Genomic DNA, 14,719 nt, shown 5'->3' with positions numbered 1-14,719 from the left:
CGCCCCGGTCCGCCCGGCAGGTCGGGGCGGTCCCCGTAGAGTCCTGCCTCGTGGCGTCGGCGAGCACCATCCGGGCGAAGGTCGAGGACCCCGTCGTCGGCTGGACCGCAGCGGTCGGCGTCGCGCTGCTCGCGCTCGGCCTGCGGCTGTGGCGGCTCGGGGAGCCGCGGGAGTTCCAGTTCGACGAGACCTACTACGCCAAGGACGCCTGGTCCCTGGCCAACCACGGCTACGTGCGCGAGTACGTCGACGACGCCAACGAGCAGATCCTCGCCGGCACCACCGACGGCCTGTGGGCCTCCGACCCGTCGATGATCGTCCACCCCGAGGTCGGCAAGTGGCTGATCGCGCTCGGCGAGCGTGCCTTCGGGATGGACCCGTTCGGCTGGCGGGTCTCGGCGGCGGTGGTCGGCGCGCTGATGGTGCTGGTGATGTGCCGGCTGGCGCGGCGGATGACCGGGTCGACGATGCTCGGGCTCGTGGCGGGCCTGCTGCTCAGCCTCGACGGCCTCCACTTCGTGCTCTCGCGGCTGGCGCTGCTCGACATCTTCCTGGCGTTCTTCACGCTGTGCGGCGTCACCTGCATCGTCGCGGACCGCGATTGGTACCGCGCCCGCCTGGCCCGGCTGGCGCCCAGCCCCGTCGACGGCGGCTGGGGACCGGTGCGCGGCCTGCTGTGGCGACCCTGGCTGGTCGGGGCCGGGGTCTGCTTCGGCCTGGCCGTCGGCACCAAGTGGACCGCGGCGTACCCCCTGGCGGCCTTCGGCCTGCTGGTGTGGGCGTGGAGCGCCGGCGCCCGGCGCTCCGCCGGCGTCCGCTGGCCGGTGCTCCGCTCGGCGGTGGTCGACGGCGTGCCGGCGTTCGCCTCGCTCGTGCTGGTCGCGCTGGCGGTGTACGTCGCCTCGTGGTCGGGCTGGCTGCTGCACGCGGCGGAGTACGAGGAGCACCTCTCCTCCACGCAGTACACCCAGTTCGAGGCCGAGCGGCCCTGCAAGGACGGCGCCGAGGACAACCTCGACAGCTCGGGAGCCCGCTGGCCGACCGCCGAGGAGCCCGACGCCACCGGCCTCGGGGAGCCGGTGCAGTCGCTGCGCTCGCTGTGGAGCTACCACCGCGACGTCTACACCTTCCACGCGCACTACCTGAACTGCAGCGAGCACGACTACGCCTCGAAGCCGTCGGGGTGGCTGCTGATCAACCGCCCGGTCGGCGTCGCCGCCGACACCGACATCGAGCCGGGCACGCGCGGCTGCGACGCACCCGAGGGCAGCGACTGCCTGCGGCAGGTGCTCCTCATCGGGACGCCGGTGCTGTGGTGGGGCGGGATCCTCGCGCTGGCCTACGCGGCGCTGATGTGGGTCGGGGCGCGGGACTGGCGGTTCGGTGTCGCCGTCGTGGGGACGGCGTCGACCTGGCTGCCGTGGCTGCTCTACGACGACCGGCCGATCTTCCTGTTCTACCTCGCCGTCACGCTGCCGTTCGTGGTGCTCGCGCTGACCCTGACGATGGGCAAGCTGATCGGCGGCTCCCGCGTGGCGACCGCCCGCCGGACCGCAGGGGTGGTGGTCGCCGGGTCGTTCCTGGTCCTCGTGCTGCTGAACTTCGCCTGGTTCTGGCCGATCTTCACCCACGAGCTGCTCACCCACGGCGAGTGGCTCGACCGCATCTGGTTCGAGCGCTGGATCTGAGGAGAGCGATGCCGTCCCTGCGTCCCGACTGGACCGCCCTGCCGACGGCTCTCGCCGCCATGTGGGCCGAGCGGCACCTGTGCACCCTGACCACGCTGCGCCCCGACGGCCGGCCCCACGTCGTGCCCGTCGGGTGCGCGGTGGACCTCGAGCGCCGCTGCGCCTGGGTGATCGCCTCCGGCGGCTCCCGGAAGGTCCGCAACGTGCTGGCCGCTCCGGGCGGCCCGGTCGCGGTCTGCCAGGTCGACGGGGCCCGCTGGTCCACCCTCGAGGGGACGGCCGTGGCGACCGACGCCCCCGACGACGTGGCGCGCGCGGTGGAGCAGTACGCCGCCCGGTACCGCCAGCCGCGGGTGAACCCGGAGCGGGTGGCGCTGCGGATCGAGGTCGAGCGGTTCCTCGGGTCGGCGTCGCTGTTCTGAACGCCGGCCGCCGACGGATGTAACGCGACGTCACCCACACCTCCTGCACGTTGCAGCGTGCAAGAACAGTGGCGAACGTCGCGTTACAGTCCGACGCCCTGGGCCCCGGAACGGGCGGCCTTGGTCGACGCAGCTACAGGCAGGACTCGGCAAACGCCACGAGGTCACGGGCGTTGAAGTGCGAGGGGTGCTGGTGCGGCCCCTCGACGTCGAGCAGGCTGTGCTCGACCCCCCGCGCGCGGAGGTTCGCCACGAGCGGCTGGGTGTTCTCGTCCCACATGACCCACTCGTCGGTCTTCGACGAGACGATCCGGTAGCGGGTGTCGGCCGGCAGCCGGTCGAGGTTCCGGACCGGGTTGCGGTCGGCGGGCACCGGCCCGCCATACGCCTTGCGGATCCAGCCGGGCCCGCCGGGCACCTGGTCCATCTCGGTGAGGTCGATGGCCGGCTTCACGCCGTACCAGCACGGCGGCGGCTGCACCCCGTGGACGAGCGCGTTGAGCGAGACGGTGGCACCCATCGAGCCCGCGACCCACAGGCTCGGCTCCAGGCCGGTCTGGTCGCCGGCCCACTCGATGAGGCGCGCGGCGTCCTTGGTGGAGGCGGCGTTGCCCCAGGACTTGCGGTGGAACTCCGAGGACGCGATCGCCCAGCCGTCGCGGCGCAGCGAGTCCAGCCACGGACCGTCGACGCGGTCGTTGACGTTGCCGCCCTGACCGTGGAACCAGACGACGAGCCCCCTCGGCTCGATGCCTCCGCCGGGCAGCGAGAGACGGACCGACTGGCCCGCGAGCGTGCTCCGCACGGTCTCGCTCGGCCGCTCGCCGCTCGCCCCGGTGGTCACGAGCACGAAGGCGACGGCCAGGGCCACGGCCAGCACGGCGCGCATCAGCGGCGGTCCGGGGTCGTGGTCATGGCGATGATTATCGGGGGCACCCGCCCGCCGCGGGAACCCCGGGCGCCGCGATGTGGTCGACACGACGCTCCCGGCGCCCGCTCAGTAGTCGGCGAGGACTCCGCAGGCCTCGGTGGGTCCACCCACCAGGCGCAGCGCCGCGCCGTCGTCGAGGTCGTCGAGCGAGAGCCCCGTGGTCTCGGAGTACGACGGAGCGCCGCCGTCCTCGGTCACGACCAGGTCCGGCAGCCGGGGGCCGCGAGGCCCCTCGCCGGCGGGGTCGTCGCACGTGGCCCCCGGGACCAGCGAGACGCGGTAGGTGCCCGGCTCCAGGCCGGTCGCCTGCACGCTCAGCTCGAGGGCGTCGGCGATGTCCGGCTCGGCCTCGGCCCGGCCGACGACCTCGCCGTCGGCGTCGGTCAGCGTCGCGCTCGCGTGCTCGGCCGTCCGGTAGGTGCCCGACCCGTCGGCGCCGACCGGCGGCGGCTCCTCCGAGGAGCACCCGGCCAGCGCGGCCAGGGCCAGGGCGGCACCCGCCCCCGCCCGCCTCACGCGGCGTCCCCGCGCCGGACGAGGGCGTCGGTGAGCATCGCGACGAGCGCCTCGAGCTGGATGTCGGCACTGTTGGGCAGCTCCTCGTCGGAGCCGTCGAGCGCCCGGGCGGCCAGGCCGGCCTTGCTGTCGATCAGCTCGGCGATCCGGGTGTCGAGCGTCTGCGCGGCGATGATCCGCCAGGCGGTGACCGGCTCCTCCTGACCGATCCGGTGGATCCGGTCGATCGCCTGGGTCTGCTCCGCGTCGGTCCACGACAGCTCGGCGAGCACCAGGTTCGAGGCGACCTGCAGGTTGAGGCCCACGCCCGCCGCGGTGAGCGAGCAGACGACGATCTCCACCTCGGGGTCCTCGACGAACGCGTCGATGTTGCGCTGCCGGGTCTTCGGCGTCTGGTCGCCGCGGATGGAGGAGTACTTGATCCCCCGGCGCGCGAACGTCTCCTCGGCGACGTCCATGACGTCGACGTGCTTGGCGAAGAAGACCACCTTGCCGACGTTGCGGGACAGCTGCGCCGCGTAGTCGGCCGCGAGGCCCGCCTTGGCCTGGCCGATGCGGCGCATCATGCCGAAGACGTTCTCGCCGGTCGTGGAGTCCGCGGTGTCCTCGCGCTCCCACGTCGCGACGCGGCGTACCAGCTCGTGGTCGATGCCCTCGACGACCTGGCCGGAGGTGCGGGTGGCCAGTGCGGTGTCGTAGCGCTCGACGAGGCGGCGGGCCAGCTCGCGCTCGGCCGCGCGGATCGACCGGGCGGCCTCGCCCTCGAGCTCGACCGGCAGGTCGGCGACCCGGCGGGCCGGGATGTCGGCGGCGACGTCGACCTTGCGGCGCCGGACGATGCCCATGTCGATGACACAGCGGCGGGCCGCGGGGTAGAACGGCGGGTCGGCGGGCGTGAGGCCGGTGTCCTCGAGGGCGTCCATCAGCCTCCCGAGCGGCTTCTTGTCGTCGATCCACCCGAGGAACTGCCAGATCGCCCGGAAGTCCTCGATGTCGTTGATGAGCGGGGTGCCGGTCAGCGCCATCATCAGCGGCCGCCCGATCCGCTGCCGGATCCGGTCGGAGAGCTGCAGGACGTGCTGGGAGCGCTGGGAGGTCTTGTTCTTGATGAAGTGGGCCTCGTCGACGACCATCCCGCGGAAGCCGAAGTCGCCGAGCCAGCCGACGTGGCGGTCGAGCACCTCGTAGTTGACCACGACGATGTCGGCGAAGCCGTCGATGTTCTCGCCGTCGCCGTGGATGACGGTCGCGGGCCGGTTGGGGACCCACAGCCCCGCCTCGCGGGCCCAGTTCGTCTTGACGACGTTCGGCACGACCACCAGCAGCGGGAACGCCTCGGCGGCCTGCGCGGCGAGGAGCGCCTGCGCGGTCTTGCCGAGGCCCGGCTCGTCGGCGAGGAGGAAGGTGCGGTGACCCTGCGCGGCCGCCGCGACGAGCTGCGCCTGGTGCGGCATCAGCTGGCGGTCGCCGGCGAGCTTGACGTCCGCGGGGTCGGGCAGCGGCATGCAGGAGACCGCGCCGGCCCCGCCGTACTCGAAGGAGCGGAAGAGCGGGCCGAGCAGCTCCCAGGTCGCCAGCCGGCGGGGCCGGCTCGCGCGCGCCTCGGCGACGCTGAAGTCCGGCGGCAGGAACGGGTTCGCGAGCTGGCGGGCGATGACGGACTGGGGGACGACGCGGCGCTCGGGCGCACCGGCGCCGACGAGCACCTCCTCGGGCTCCGGCTCGGGCTCCGGCTCCGGCTCGACCCCGGCGGCCCGGAGCATCTTCAGCTTCAGCTCGTGGGCGGCGTCGGAGACCTGGGCGTCCTCGGCGAGCACGGAGAGGAGCGAGGTGTCCCGGGCGGCGGTCTTGGCCAGGATGGTGCCGATGCCGTCCAGCCGCTTGAGCTGCTCGGCCTTCTGCGCCTCGCTGACCTCGGTGTCGGCCTTGACCCGGGTGCGCTCCTCACGGGCGAGGAGCGCGACGACCTGGAACTTGGTGCGCGCCGACGGGCTCACCGAGCCGCGCTGTGCGCTCGCCTCGACCTCGCGCACCGCGCGGGCGAGGACTGGGATGATGCCCTCGTTGTCGAGCTCGCGCGGACGACGACGGGGGGCGTTGCGCGGCGCGCCGTTGCGGCGCTGGCCTCCTCGAGCCAAAGCCTTCTCCTCCCGTGCCGTGGCACGCACGGCGGGACGACGACATCGCACACGCTGCCGGCCGCTGCTGCGGAGGACGGGACGCCCGAGGGGGTCCGCGTGCGATGTGTAGCGGGCGACCACCGGTCGGTGGCCGCGGCACCGGTCGCGCGACGACGCCGTGGACCGGACGCGACCACTGTAGCGCGCACCGACCTGCGGCGGCGGATCCAGGTACGACTCGCGCGACGGCGGGTCGGGTACCGGACCGCGCAGACCGATCCCCGACGTAGCGGAGGCGACGATGCCCGCCAAGGAAGAGCTGCCCTCGACCCTGCAGCGCTCGCCGAAGAAGGCGCAGCGCACCTGGTCCAAGGCGCACGACAGCGCGGTGGAGGAGTACGGCGAGGGCGAGCGCGCCCACCGCACGGCGTACGCCGCGCTCAAGCACTCCTACGAGAAGGTCGGCGACCACTGGGAGGGCAAGGACGAGAAGGGCCCCTCGGACAAGCAGGCCGCCAAGGGCGGGTCCTCGGCCCGGAAGGGCGGGAAGACCGCCGAGGGCGTCGACGCCAACGCCAGCAAGAAGCACCTGATGGACGTCGCCCGCAAGCTCGACGTCTCGGGCCGCTCCTCGATGAACAAGGACGAGCTGGTCGACGCGATCAGGAAGGAGAACGCGAAGCAGACGCGCAAGAGCCGCTCCTGAGCGCGTCCCCCGGCGGGCGCCGCCTCATCGGCCCGCTCGCCCGCCGTGCGGTCGGACCCCATGACACACCTGAGCCATTCGACGGTGACCTGCGTCCCGAGCAGGGACCCAGGACGGACCATGGCCTGGTGATGGACGAATGCGACGGCTCGTGAGCCGGCACCGGTGGCCCCGGCTCTCCCTGCCGGACGTCACCGCGTGGGCCTTCCTCACCGCGGCGGTGCTGGTCATCACCGCCGGCCACGACTGGTTCCCGGCGTGGACGTCGGTGGACGTCGGCGGGCACCACCTCGACGGGCACGACCTCGCCACCCTGATCCTCATCGCCCCCGCGATGTGGGTCCTGTCCTCGCGCCAGCGCCACCACTCGGCGCTGCGGCAGGCCGCCGCCATGGTCGAGGTCCAACGCGACCTTGCGGTGGCGAACATGCAGTACCGGTCGCTGTTCGACTACCACCCCGCCAGCGTCTTCTCCTTGAACCGCGACGGCCGGTTCGTGGAGGTCAACCCCGCGGCCGAGAAGCTCTCGGGCTACCGCCCCGAGGAGCTCACCCGCCTGTCGTTCGCCGACCTGCTCCACCCCGACGACCTGCCTCGCGGAGCCGACGCGTTCGACCAGATCCTGGCCGGCGAGCCGCAGCAGCTGGAGCTGCGCGTCCAGCACCGCGACGGCCACGACGTCGACCTCGAGATGGTCGGGCTGCCGATCATCACCGACCCGGAGTCGGGCGAGGTGACCGGCGTGTACGGCATCGCCCAGGACATCACCGAGCGGCAGCGACTGCACCGCGAGCTGGCGGACGCCCTGCACCAGGCCCAGGCCGCGAGCGAGGCCAAGTCCCGTTTCCTCACCAACGTCAGCCACGAGGTGCGGACGCCGCTCGCCAGCCTGCTGGCCGCCACCGAGCTGCTCGAGGACGCGGGCCTCTCCCCCGGCCAGGCGCGGATGGTCACCACCATCGACCGCTCCGGGCAGCGCCTCCTCCGGCTCGTCGACGAGATCCTCGACCTGGCCCGCATCGAGTCCGGACGGGCGGACGTGCGCCGTGAGCCGTACCGCCTCCAGGACGTCCTCGAGGACGTGATGCCCCTCGCCGAGGCAGCCGGGGCGCGCAAGGGCATCGAGGTGACCCGGCACGTCGACCCCGCGGTCCCGGACGAGCTCACCGGCGACCCGCACCGCGTCGCCCAGGTCCTCACCAACCTGCTCGACAACGCCGTGAAGTTCACCGAGCAGGGGACGGTGACGCTCACGGCCCAACCAGCCGGGAACGGCGAGCTCGTGGCCGTGGAGGTGACCGACACCGGCATCGGCATCGAGCCCGAGCAGCTCGACCGCGTCTTCGACGCCTTCTCCCAGGCCGACGAGTCGATCGTCCGCCGTTTCGGCGGCACCGGCCTCGGACTCGCCATCGTGCGTGAGCTGGTCACGGCCATGGGCGGCTCCATCTCGGTGGAGTCGGCGGTCGGGGTGGGCACCCGGTTCCGGGTGACCCTGCCCGTCAGCCCCTCCTGCGCCGGGCCCGGGTCGCCGGGCCAGCAGTGAGGAGAGGACCAGCCCGTTGCCCTGGTGGTCGTCGACCACGGCCGTCCCGGCGAACCACGCTGCGAAACGACGAACCGCCTCCCATCGGCATCACTGCTGGTGGGAGGCGGTTTCTTGTCTGGTGGAGCTGAGGGGATTCGAACCCCTGACCTTCTCATTGCGAACGAGACGCGCTACCAACTGCGCCACAGCCCCAGTGCGACCCCTGGGCAAGCACCCGGGACGCGAGGGAAGACGGTAGCACCCGCTCTCGCGGGCCACCGAATCGGTTCGGCTCAGGTGCCGACGGCGCGGTGGTCGCCGTCGTCGCGGGCGGACTTCGCGGCGCGCGCGGCGTCGTCGGCCTCCCGCGCCAGGGCCGCGTCGGCGTCGGTGCGTCCGGAGGTCCACACGCCGGTGGCGTCGAGGTCGATGGTGCGCACGGTACGGCGCGGCGCGGCCGACTTCGTGACGTACGTCGGGAGGGTGACCGGCAGCGGCTCCCACAGGCTCGGGTCCACCTCTGCGGGCTCGAGCACGGGCTGGTCCTCGACCCGGGCGGCGTCGAAGCCCTGGGTGTCGGCGTCCTCGAGGGGCGCGTGGTCCTCGCCCTCCGCCTCGTGCGCGGGCGCGTCGTCCGCGACGGGTGCGACGTCGACCGGCGCACCGGTCTCGTCGAGGTCCCCGGCGGCCGGGGCGGTCCGCGCACGGCCGATCCCCCGCTCCTGGCGGACCATCAGCCGGCAGGCGACGAGCCACGCGACCAGCAGCGCGACCGGTCCGGCGAGCCACCACCAGGAGAGGACGGCGGTGGCGGCGAGGGCGACGACCACGGCGTTGACCACGACGATCGCGCCCAGGACGCGACGCCGGCGCCGGGCCGCGCGGGCCGCGGCGGCACGGCGGCTCGCCGGCGCCTTCGCCGTACGGGCGGACGGCTTGGTGACGACCACCGCGGCCTGGGCGGGCCGGCCGGGGGTCACGACGAGGCGCGCGCTGCGCCGGTCCACCGGCTCCCGGCGCGCCAGGACTCGCATGGTGTCGGAGAACCGGTCGACCGACCGGCTCCGCTGGACGTCGTCGTGGTGCTTGAGCGCCTTGGGGATCAGGTAGACGGCCCAAGCCACCGCGAGGGCGACGAAGATGAGTGCGCTCAGGTCCACGAGCCCGAGCGTAGGGAGTGGTGTGACCGCCGCGGCGGATGTCAAGACGTGTGTCGCAAATTGCTCGTGATGCTGGTGTGACTCAGGGGTCGCCGCGGTCCAGGCGAGCCAGCATCCCCTCGGGGCACTCCTCGACCGTGACCGCGAAGAGCCGGTGGTCGCGCCAGGCGCCGTCGATGTGCAGGTAGCGGGGGGCGTAGCCGATCTCGCGGATGCCGAGCTTCTCGACGACGCGGAGCGAGTTGGAGTTCTCCGGCCGGATCGCGATCTCGATCCGGTGCAGGCCGGCGGCGGTGAAGCAGTGGTCGATGGTCAGCGCCACGGCCCGCGGCATCACGCCCCGGCCCGCGAAGTCGCGGTCCAACCAGTAGCCGACCGAGGCGAAGAGCGCCGAGCCCCGCACGACGTTGTTGACGGTCACCTGGCCGGCGAAGGTGTCGTCGACCTCCACCGCGAAGGGGTAGGTCACGCCCTGCCGGGCCTGGCGGTGCAGGCGCCGGACCAGCGATCCGTACGACGTGGGGCGGGCGTCGCCGCCCGGCGGCACGGTCGCGTCCCAGGGCAGCAGCCACGCGGCGTTGCGGCGGCGGGCCGAGCGCCAGGCCCCCGCGTCGGCGTACGAGAGGGGCCGCAGCATCACGTTGCGCGACCGCAGGACGGCCGGCCAGGCGCGGCTAATGGTCGCTCCCCGCACGGGCGCTCAATGGTCGCCTCCGGCGACCTGTTCCACCGCATGCACCAGCAGCGGCTCGAGCACGGCCAGCCCGTCCTTCACGCCGCCGCGGGAGCCGGGGAGGTTGACCACCAGGCAGCTGCCGGACACGCCGGCGAGCCCGCGCGAGAGGACCGCGGTCGGCACACCCTGCGCGACGCCGTGTGCGCGGATCGCCTCGGCGATCCCGGGCACCTCGCGGTCGAGCAGCGGCCGGGTCTCCTCGGGCGTCCGGTCGGTCGGGGTGAGACCGGTCCCGCCCGTGGTGAGCACCACCCGCGCACCGGCGTCGACGGCCGCGCGGATCGCCGCGCCCACCGGCTCGCCGTCGGGCACCACCGCGGGCTCGCCCACCTCGAAGCCCAGGTCCCGCAGCGCCTCGACGATGAGCGGCCCGGTCGTGTCGGCGTACACGCCGGCGGCGGCGCGGTTCGAGGCGACGACCACGGCGCCGGGGAGCCCGGTCACGGTCGCGACCAGTCGCCGGACTTGCCGCCGGTCTTGGTCTCCACCCGGACGTCGGTGATGACCGCGGCCTTGTCGACCGCCTTGACCATGTCGACGACGGTGAGGCCGGCGACCGCGACCGCGGTCAGCGCCTCCATCTCGACGCCGGTGCGGTCGGTGGTGCGCACGGTGGCGGTGATGTCGACCGAGGCCTCGCCGACGACGAGGTCGACGGTGACCGAGGAGAGCGCGAGGGGGTGGCACAGCGGGATGAGCGTCGAGGTCTGCTTGGCGCCCATGATCCCGGCCAGCCGCGCCACGGCCAGGGTGTCGCCCTTGGGCACCCCCGCCCCGCGGAGCAGCTCGACGACCGTGGTCGAGACGAGGACCCGCCCGGACGCGGTCGCGGTGCGGGCGGTGACGTCCTTGGCCGAGACGTCGACCATCCGGGCGGCGCCCGCCTCGTCGACGTGGGTGAGCCGGGGGGTGGGTCCGTCCGCCATCTCAGAACTCCTCGTCGAGCCGCACGACCTGCACATGGTCGCCCGCGGCCAGGGCGGTCACGTCCTCGGGGACGACGATCAACGCGTTGGACGCCGCGAGGTCGCCGACCAGGTGGGAGCCGGGGCCGCCGACGGGCGCGACGTACGCCCCGGAAGCGTCGACGCCGAGCTCGCCGCGCAGGAACTGCCGCCGGCCCTCCGGCGAGGAGACCCCGTGGGTGAGCCGGGCCCGCACCTGCGGCCGCGACCACGGCAGCAGCCCCATCATCTTGCGCAGCGCCGGCAGCACGAAGGTCTCGAAGGAGATGTAGGCCGAGACGGGGTTGCCCGGCAGCGTGAAGATCGGGACCCGGTCCTCGCCGACGAGGCCGAAGCCCTGCGGCTTCCCCGGCTGCATCGCGACCGGGCCGAACCAGACGCCGTGCGGGCGCAGCGCCTCCTTGACCACGTCGAAGTCGCCCTGCGACACCCCGCCTGACGTCACCACGACGTCGGCGCGGACGAGCTGGTCCTCCAGAGCGTCGAGGAAGGCACGCGGCTCGTCGGGGACGATCCCCACCCGGTAGGCGATCGCGCCGGCGCGACGGGCGGAGGCGGCCAGCAGGTAGGAGTTGCCGTCGTAGATGGAGTCGGAGCCGAGCGGCTGCCCCGGCTCGCGCAGCTCCGAGCCGGTGGAGAGGACCACCACGCGCGGCCGGGGCCGCGCCTGCACGGTCGGCCGGCCGACGGAGGCGAGCAGACCGAGGTGCCGAGGCCCCAGCACGGTGCCGGCCTCGACCAGCAGGTCCCCGACCGAGACGTCCTCGCCGGCCCGGCGCACGTGCTGCCCGACCGCCGCCGCGCGGTCGATGCGCACCTGGGCGACGCCGCGGTCGGTCCACTCGTACGGCACGACGCAGTCCGCCCCGGCCGGGACCGGCGCGCCGGTCATGATCTTCGCGGCCGTGCCCGGCGAGAGGGCCAGCAGCCCCGACGCCTGGCCGGCGCCGATCTCCCCCACGACCGGCAGGTGCACCGGGGTCTCCTCGGTCGCCGACGCGACGTCGGCGTGGCGCACGGCGTACCCGTCCATCGAGGAGTTGTCGAAGCCGGGCAGCGCGACGGTCGCGTGCACGTCCTCCGCGGACGCGAGCCCGAGCGTCTCCACCAGCGGCAGCGGGTGCGCCGCGAGCGGCGAGACCTCGCTCAGGACCAGCTCGAGGTGCTCCTCGACCGAGCGCACGGGCGTCAGCCGTCCCCGTGCGCGTCCGTGTCGCTCAGCACGGTGCCGGCGTCGATGCGGCCCGTCGGTCCGTCGAGCGCGACCTCGCCGACCACCTGGACGCCCTTGCAGAAGGTCCAGTCCCCGGCGACCTTCAGCGACCAGGCCTCCTTGAGCGACGGGGCACCCTCGGGGAAGCGCTTGTCGAACTCGCCGACGAGCTTGTAGTGCTCGCTGTCGAGGTCGACGAAGGGGATCTCGCCGGCGACCTGGTCGAGCACGAAGTCCTCGCCGATGTCGTAGACGTCGGAGCGCAGCACGAGCAGGTCGTTGGTCGTCTTGACCGGCACGAACCGGTCGCGGCCGACCTCGATGAGCGCCGAGCCCTCGAACACCTCGATCGCCGCGCCCATGGCGGTCTCGATCTGGACGACCTCGGGCGAGCCCGGGTCGCCGGGGTCGACGTTCTTGACGTTGCGGATCATCGGCAGGCCGAGGATCCCGTCGCGGACGTCGAGGGCCTGCTTCATCGCGCGCAGGTCGAACCAGAGGTTGTTGGTCGAGGTGTACCGGTGCCGGTCGAGGTCGGCGAGGGCCGCCTTGTCCTCGTCGAGGGTCTGCGCGGTCTCGCGCAGCACGATCCGGCCGTCGGCCTTCCGGCGGGCGAAGTGGCCGCCCTTGCGGTCGGAGGGAGTACGCCGCACCGCCTCGATCGCGAACGGCGCACCGGAGCCCGCGAACCACCCGGCCACCCGCGGGTCCGGGACCGCGCCGAGGTTGTCGGAGTTGGAGACGAAGACCCGCTCGTAGCCGGCCTCGAGCAGCGTCTCCAGCAGGCCCGTCCCTCGCAGGGCGGTGTAGAGGTCGCCGTGGCCCGGTGGGCACCACTCGAGGTCGGGCTCCTTGGGCCAGCTCACCGGCATCAAGTCGGCGGTCAGGAGCTTCGGCTCCTTGTTCTGCAGGAACTCCAGCGGCAGGCCCTCGACCGGCAGGTCCTCGTAGCGCGCCAGCGCGGCCATGGTGTCGGCCGAGGTGCGGAAGGAGTTCATGAAGATCAGCGGCAGCGGGGCGCCGTGCTGCTTGCGCAGGTGGAGCACCTGCCGGGCGATGATGTCGAGGAAGGAGAGGCCGCGGCGCACGCACAGCAGCGACTTCGCGCGGTCCATCCCCATCGAGGTGCCGAGGCCGCCGTTGAGCTTGATCACGGCGGTGGTCCGCAGCGCGGCGGCGCCGGCCTCCTCGCCCACCTCGACGTCGGCCAGCGACTCCATGCCCACGGGGTCGATCGTCGACTCCGGGATCATCCCGGTCTCGCCGTGCTCCAGCAGCCGGTAGTAGTGGGCGAAGGTCTCGATCGCGACCCGGTCCACACCTTCGGCGAGCATCTTCTCGCGCGCCCTCTTCAAGCCAGCACTACCCATGGCGTCGATCGTAGGCTCGCAGGGTGAGCGATCGGCAACTGCCCGCCAAGGTGGCGCTGCGCGACCAGCTCCTCGCGGCCCGGCGCCGCCGCCCGCTGCTGGAGGTGGCCGAGGCCGGCCGCGTGATCGCGGGGCACCTGCTCGACTGCCCGGAGGTACGCCGGGCGGCCACCGTGGCGGCGTACGTCTCGGTGGGCAGCGAGCCGGGCACGTCGGCCCTCCTCGCCGGCCTCGGCGCCGCCGGGAAGCGGGTCGTCCTGCCGCGCCTGCTGCCCGACGGGGACCTCGACTGGGGCACCTGGCGCGGCGAGGAGTCGCTGCGCCCGGCCGCGCGCGGGCTGCTCGAGCCCGAGGACTCGCTCGGCGTCGAGGCGGTCGCGACCGCGGACGCCGTGCTGGTGCCCGGGCTGGCGGTCTCGCCCACCGGGATGCGCCTCGGGCGCGGGGGTGGCTCCTACGACCGCGCCCTGGCCCGGGTGCCCGTCGACACCTTCACCTGCGTGCTCCTCCACGACGACGAGGTGGGCCTGGAGGTCCCCGTCGAGCCGCACGACCGGCCGGTGCTCGCCGCGGCGACACCCCGAGGGATCACCCGCCTCCGGCCCGCGTCCGCCTGATCCCTCCCCCAGACGAGCGCATCCGTGGTGCCCCGTCGGTCCGTGTCGTAGAATTGGCAGTCGCAGCACGAGAGTGCCAAGCCCATCGGGCCAGACCCCTCCGGAGTGAACGTTGCCGACCTACCAGTACGCCTGCACCGAGTGCGGCCACGCCTTCGAGCAGTTCCAGAGCTTCTCCGACGACGCCCTGACCGAGTGCCCCGAGTGCACTGGTCGGCTCCGCAAGCTGTTCAACGCGGTCGGCGTGGTCTTCAAGGGCTCCGGCTTCTACCGGACCGACAGCCGCGGCTCCTCCGCCGAGGGCAGCGGCTCCGCGACCGAGAAGAAGGCCGACTCCTCCTCGTCCTCCTCCACGGGCAGCAGCTCCTCCGGCTCCGGCGACGCCAAGGCATCGGGGGCATCGGGGGCATCGGGGGGATCGGGCACCAGCGGCTCGTCCACGTCCACCGCCGCGGCCTCGCCCGCCTCCGCCTGACCCCGGCCACACCCGGCCCCGGCTGAGCCGGCCGGCCCTGTGGAGAGCGCACGGCGGGACCGGCGGCGTCGTTCTACCGTCGGGCCATGCTGCTGACGCTCCGGGACCGCCTCACACGGACCGTCCGTCCGGCACGCCGCGCGGTGCTCGCGCGGCGCCGGTCGCTGGCCGCGCTGCTGGCGGCGGTGGCGGTCGTGGCCGGCCTCCGCGCGGTGACCGGGCCGCCACCGGCGACCGTGCCGGTGACCGTGGCCGCCGCCGACCTGCCCGCC

Annotated in this window: 15 protein-coding genes, 1 tRNA gene and 1 pseudogene; 7 read left to right on the top strand and 10 right to left on the bottom strand. The window is 73.6% G+C overall.

Annotation, left to right across the window (positions count from 1 at the left end; all coding sequences use genetic code 11):
• Positions 1-50 precede the first annotated feature (50 nt).
• Positions 51-1,688 (top strand): dolichyl-phosphate-mannose--protein mannosyltransferase, encoded by a 1,638-nt coding sequence (locus tag ACSMHG_RS10165; RefSeq protein WP_435744404.1) that lies wholly within the window; start codon positions 51-53, stop codon positions 1,686-1,688.
• Between the two features lie 8 nt (positions 1,689-1,696).
• Positions 1,697-2,110: a TIGR03618 family F420-dependent PPOX class oxidoreductase gene (locus ACSMHG_RS10160; protein ID WP_435744402.1), complete on the top strand. Its 414-nt coding sequence runs from the start codon at positions 1,697-1,699 to the stop codon at positions 2,108-2,110.
• 133 nt (positions 2,111-2,243) lie between these two features.
• On the opposite strand, the gene ACSMHG_RS10155 is transcribed toward ACSMHG_RS10160, so the two are convergent.
• The 3 genes from ACSMHG_RS10155 to ACSMHG_RS10145 all read right to left on the bottom strand — a co-directional run bounded on the left by ACSMHG_RS10155 (position 2,244) and on the right by ACSMHG_RS10145 (position 5,695).
• Positions 2,244-2,999 carry an alpha/beta hydrolase family protein gene (locus ACSMHG_RS10155; RefSeq protein ID WP_435744401.1) on the bottom strand — a complete coding sequence of 252 codons (756 nt, stop codon included), beginning with the start codon at positions 2,997-2,999 and terminating at the stop codon, positions 2,244-2,246.
• Between the two features lie 108 nt (positions 3,000-3,107).
• Positions 3,108-3,557, bottom strand: coding sequence for a hypothetical protein (locus tag ACSMHG_RS10150; protein ID WP_435744400.1), 450 nt, complete (start codon positions 3,555-3,557; stop codon positions 3,108-3,110).
• Positions 3,554-5,695, bottom strand: coding sequence for a DEAD/DEAH box helicase (locus ACSMHG_RS10145; protein WP_435744398.1), 2,142 nt, complete (start codon positions 5,693-5,695; stop codon positions 3,554-3,556). The genes ACSMHG_RS10150 and ACSMHG_RS10145 overlap by 4 nt, the downstream gene beginning before the upstream one ends.
• A gap of 283 nt (positions 5,696-5,978) precedes the next feature.
• Here ACSMHG_RS10145 and ACSMHG_RS10140 point away from each other — a divergent pair, with 283 nt between their 5' ends.
• A complete protein-coding gene (locus tag ACSMHG_RS10140; protein WP_435744396.1) occupies positions 5,979-6,383 on the top strand; it encodes a ChaB family protein in 405 nt (134 codons plus the stop codon).
• Between the two features lie 151 nt (positions 6,384-6,534).
• On the top strand, positions 6,535-7,929 hold the full coding sequence (locus tag ACSMHG_RS10135; RefSeq protein ID WP_435744394.1) for a PAS domain-containing sensor histidine kinase: 1,395 nt from the start codon (positions 6,535-6,537) through the stop codon (positions 7,927-7,929).
• A gap of 119 nt (positions 7,930-8,048) precedes the next feature.
• Here the strand turns inward: ACSMHG_RS10135 and ACSMHG_RS10130 are convergent.
• The 7 genes from ACSMHG_RS10130 to ACSMHG_RS10100 all read right to left on the bottom strand — a co-directional run bounded on the left by ACSMHG_RS10130 (position 8,049) and on the right by ACSMHG_RS10100 (position 13,355).
• Positions 8,049-8,124 (bottom strand) — tRNA-Ala (locus ACSMHG_RS10130).
• A gap of 80 nt (positions 8,125-8,204) precedes the next feature.
• Positions 8,205-9,071, bottom strand: coding sequence for a divisome protein SepX/GlpR (sepX, locus tag ACSMHG_RS10125; protein ID WP_435744392.1), 867 nt, complete (start codon positions 9,069-9,071; stop codon positions 8,205-8,207).
• Positions 9,072-9,153: 82 nt separating this feature from the next.
• Positions 9,154-9,765 carry a GNAT family N-acetyltransferase gene (locus ACSMHG_RS10120; RefSeq protein ID WP_435744390.1) on the bottom strand — a complete coding sequence of 204 codons (612 nt, stop codon included), beginning with the start codon at positions 9,763-9,765 and terminating at the stop codon, positions 9,154-9,156.
• A 6-nt stretch (positions 9,766-9,771) separates the two neighbouring features.
• On the bottom strand, positions 9,772-10,251 hold the full coding sequence (locus ACSMHG_RS10115) for a MogA/MoaB family molybdenum cofactor biosynthesis protein (RefSeq protein WP_435744388.1): 480 nt from the start codon (positions 10,249-10,251) through the stop codon (positions 9,772-9,774).
• Positions 10,248-10,733, bottom strand: coding sequence for a cyclic pyranopterin monophosphate synthase MoaC (moaC, locus tag ACSMHG_RS10110; RefSeq protein WP_435744386.1), 486 nt, complete (start codon positions 10,731-10,733; stop codon positions 10,248-10,250). The genes ACSMHG_RS10115 and moaC overlap by 4 nt, the downstream gene beginning before the upstream one ends.
• Position 10,734: 1 nt before the next feature.
• Complete coding sequence (gene glp / locus ACSMHG_RS10105) at positions 10,735-11,955, bottom strand: molybdotransferase-like divisome protein Glp (protein WP_435744384.1); 1,221 nt, start codon at positions 11,953-11,955, stop codon at positions 10,735-10,737.
• Between the two features lie 5 nt (positions 11,956-11,960).
• Positions 11,961-13,355, bottom strand: coding sequence for a UTP--glucose-1-phosphate uridylyltransferase (locus tag ACSMHG_RS10100; protein WP_435744382.1), 1,395 nt, complete (start codon positions 13,353-13,355; stop codon positions 11,961-11,963).
• Positions 13,356-13,378: 23 nt separating this feature from the next.
• Here ACSMHG_RS10100 and ACSMHG_RS10095 point away from each other — a divergent pair, with 23 nt between their 5' ends.
• From ACSMHG_RS10095 to ACSMHG_RS10085, 3 genes and pseudogenes are all read left to right on the top strand, one after another.
• Positions 13,379-13,972 carry a 5-formyltetrahydrofolate cyclo-ligase gene (locus tag ACSMHG_RS10095; protein WP_435744380.1) on the top strand — a complete coding sequence of 198 codons (594 nt, stop codon included), beginning with the start codon at positions 13,379-13,381 and terminating at the stop codon, positions 13,970-13,972.
• Between the two features lie 112 nt (positions 13,973-14,084).
• Positions 14,085-14,447, top strand: a complete 363-nt coding sequence (locus ACSMHG_RS10090; RefSeq protein WP_435744378.1) for an FmdB family zinc ribbon protein — start codon at positions 14,085-14,087, stop codon at positions 14,445-14,447.
• Positions 14,448-14,533: 86 nt separating this feature from the next.
• A pseudogene (locus ACSMHG_RS10085) lies at positions 14,534-14,719 on the top strand (hypothetical protein); the annotation flags it as partial.

The organism is Nocardioides ureilyticus, assembly GCF_051280745.1.
In the GTDB taxonomy this organism is placed as follows: Bacteria; Actinomycetota; Actinomycetes; order Propionibacteriales; family Nocardioidaceae; genus Nocardioides.
This window is presented reverse-complemented; position numbering and strand designations above follow the sequence as displayed.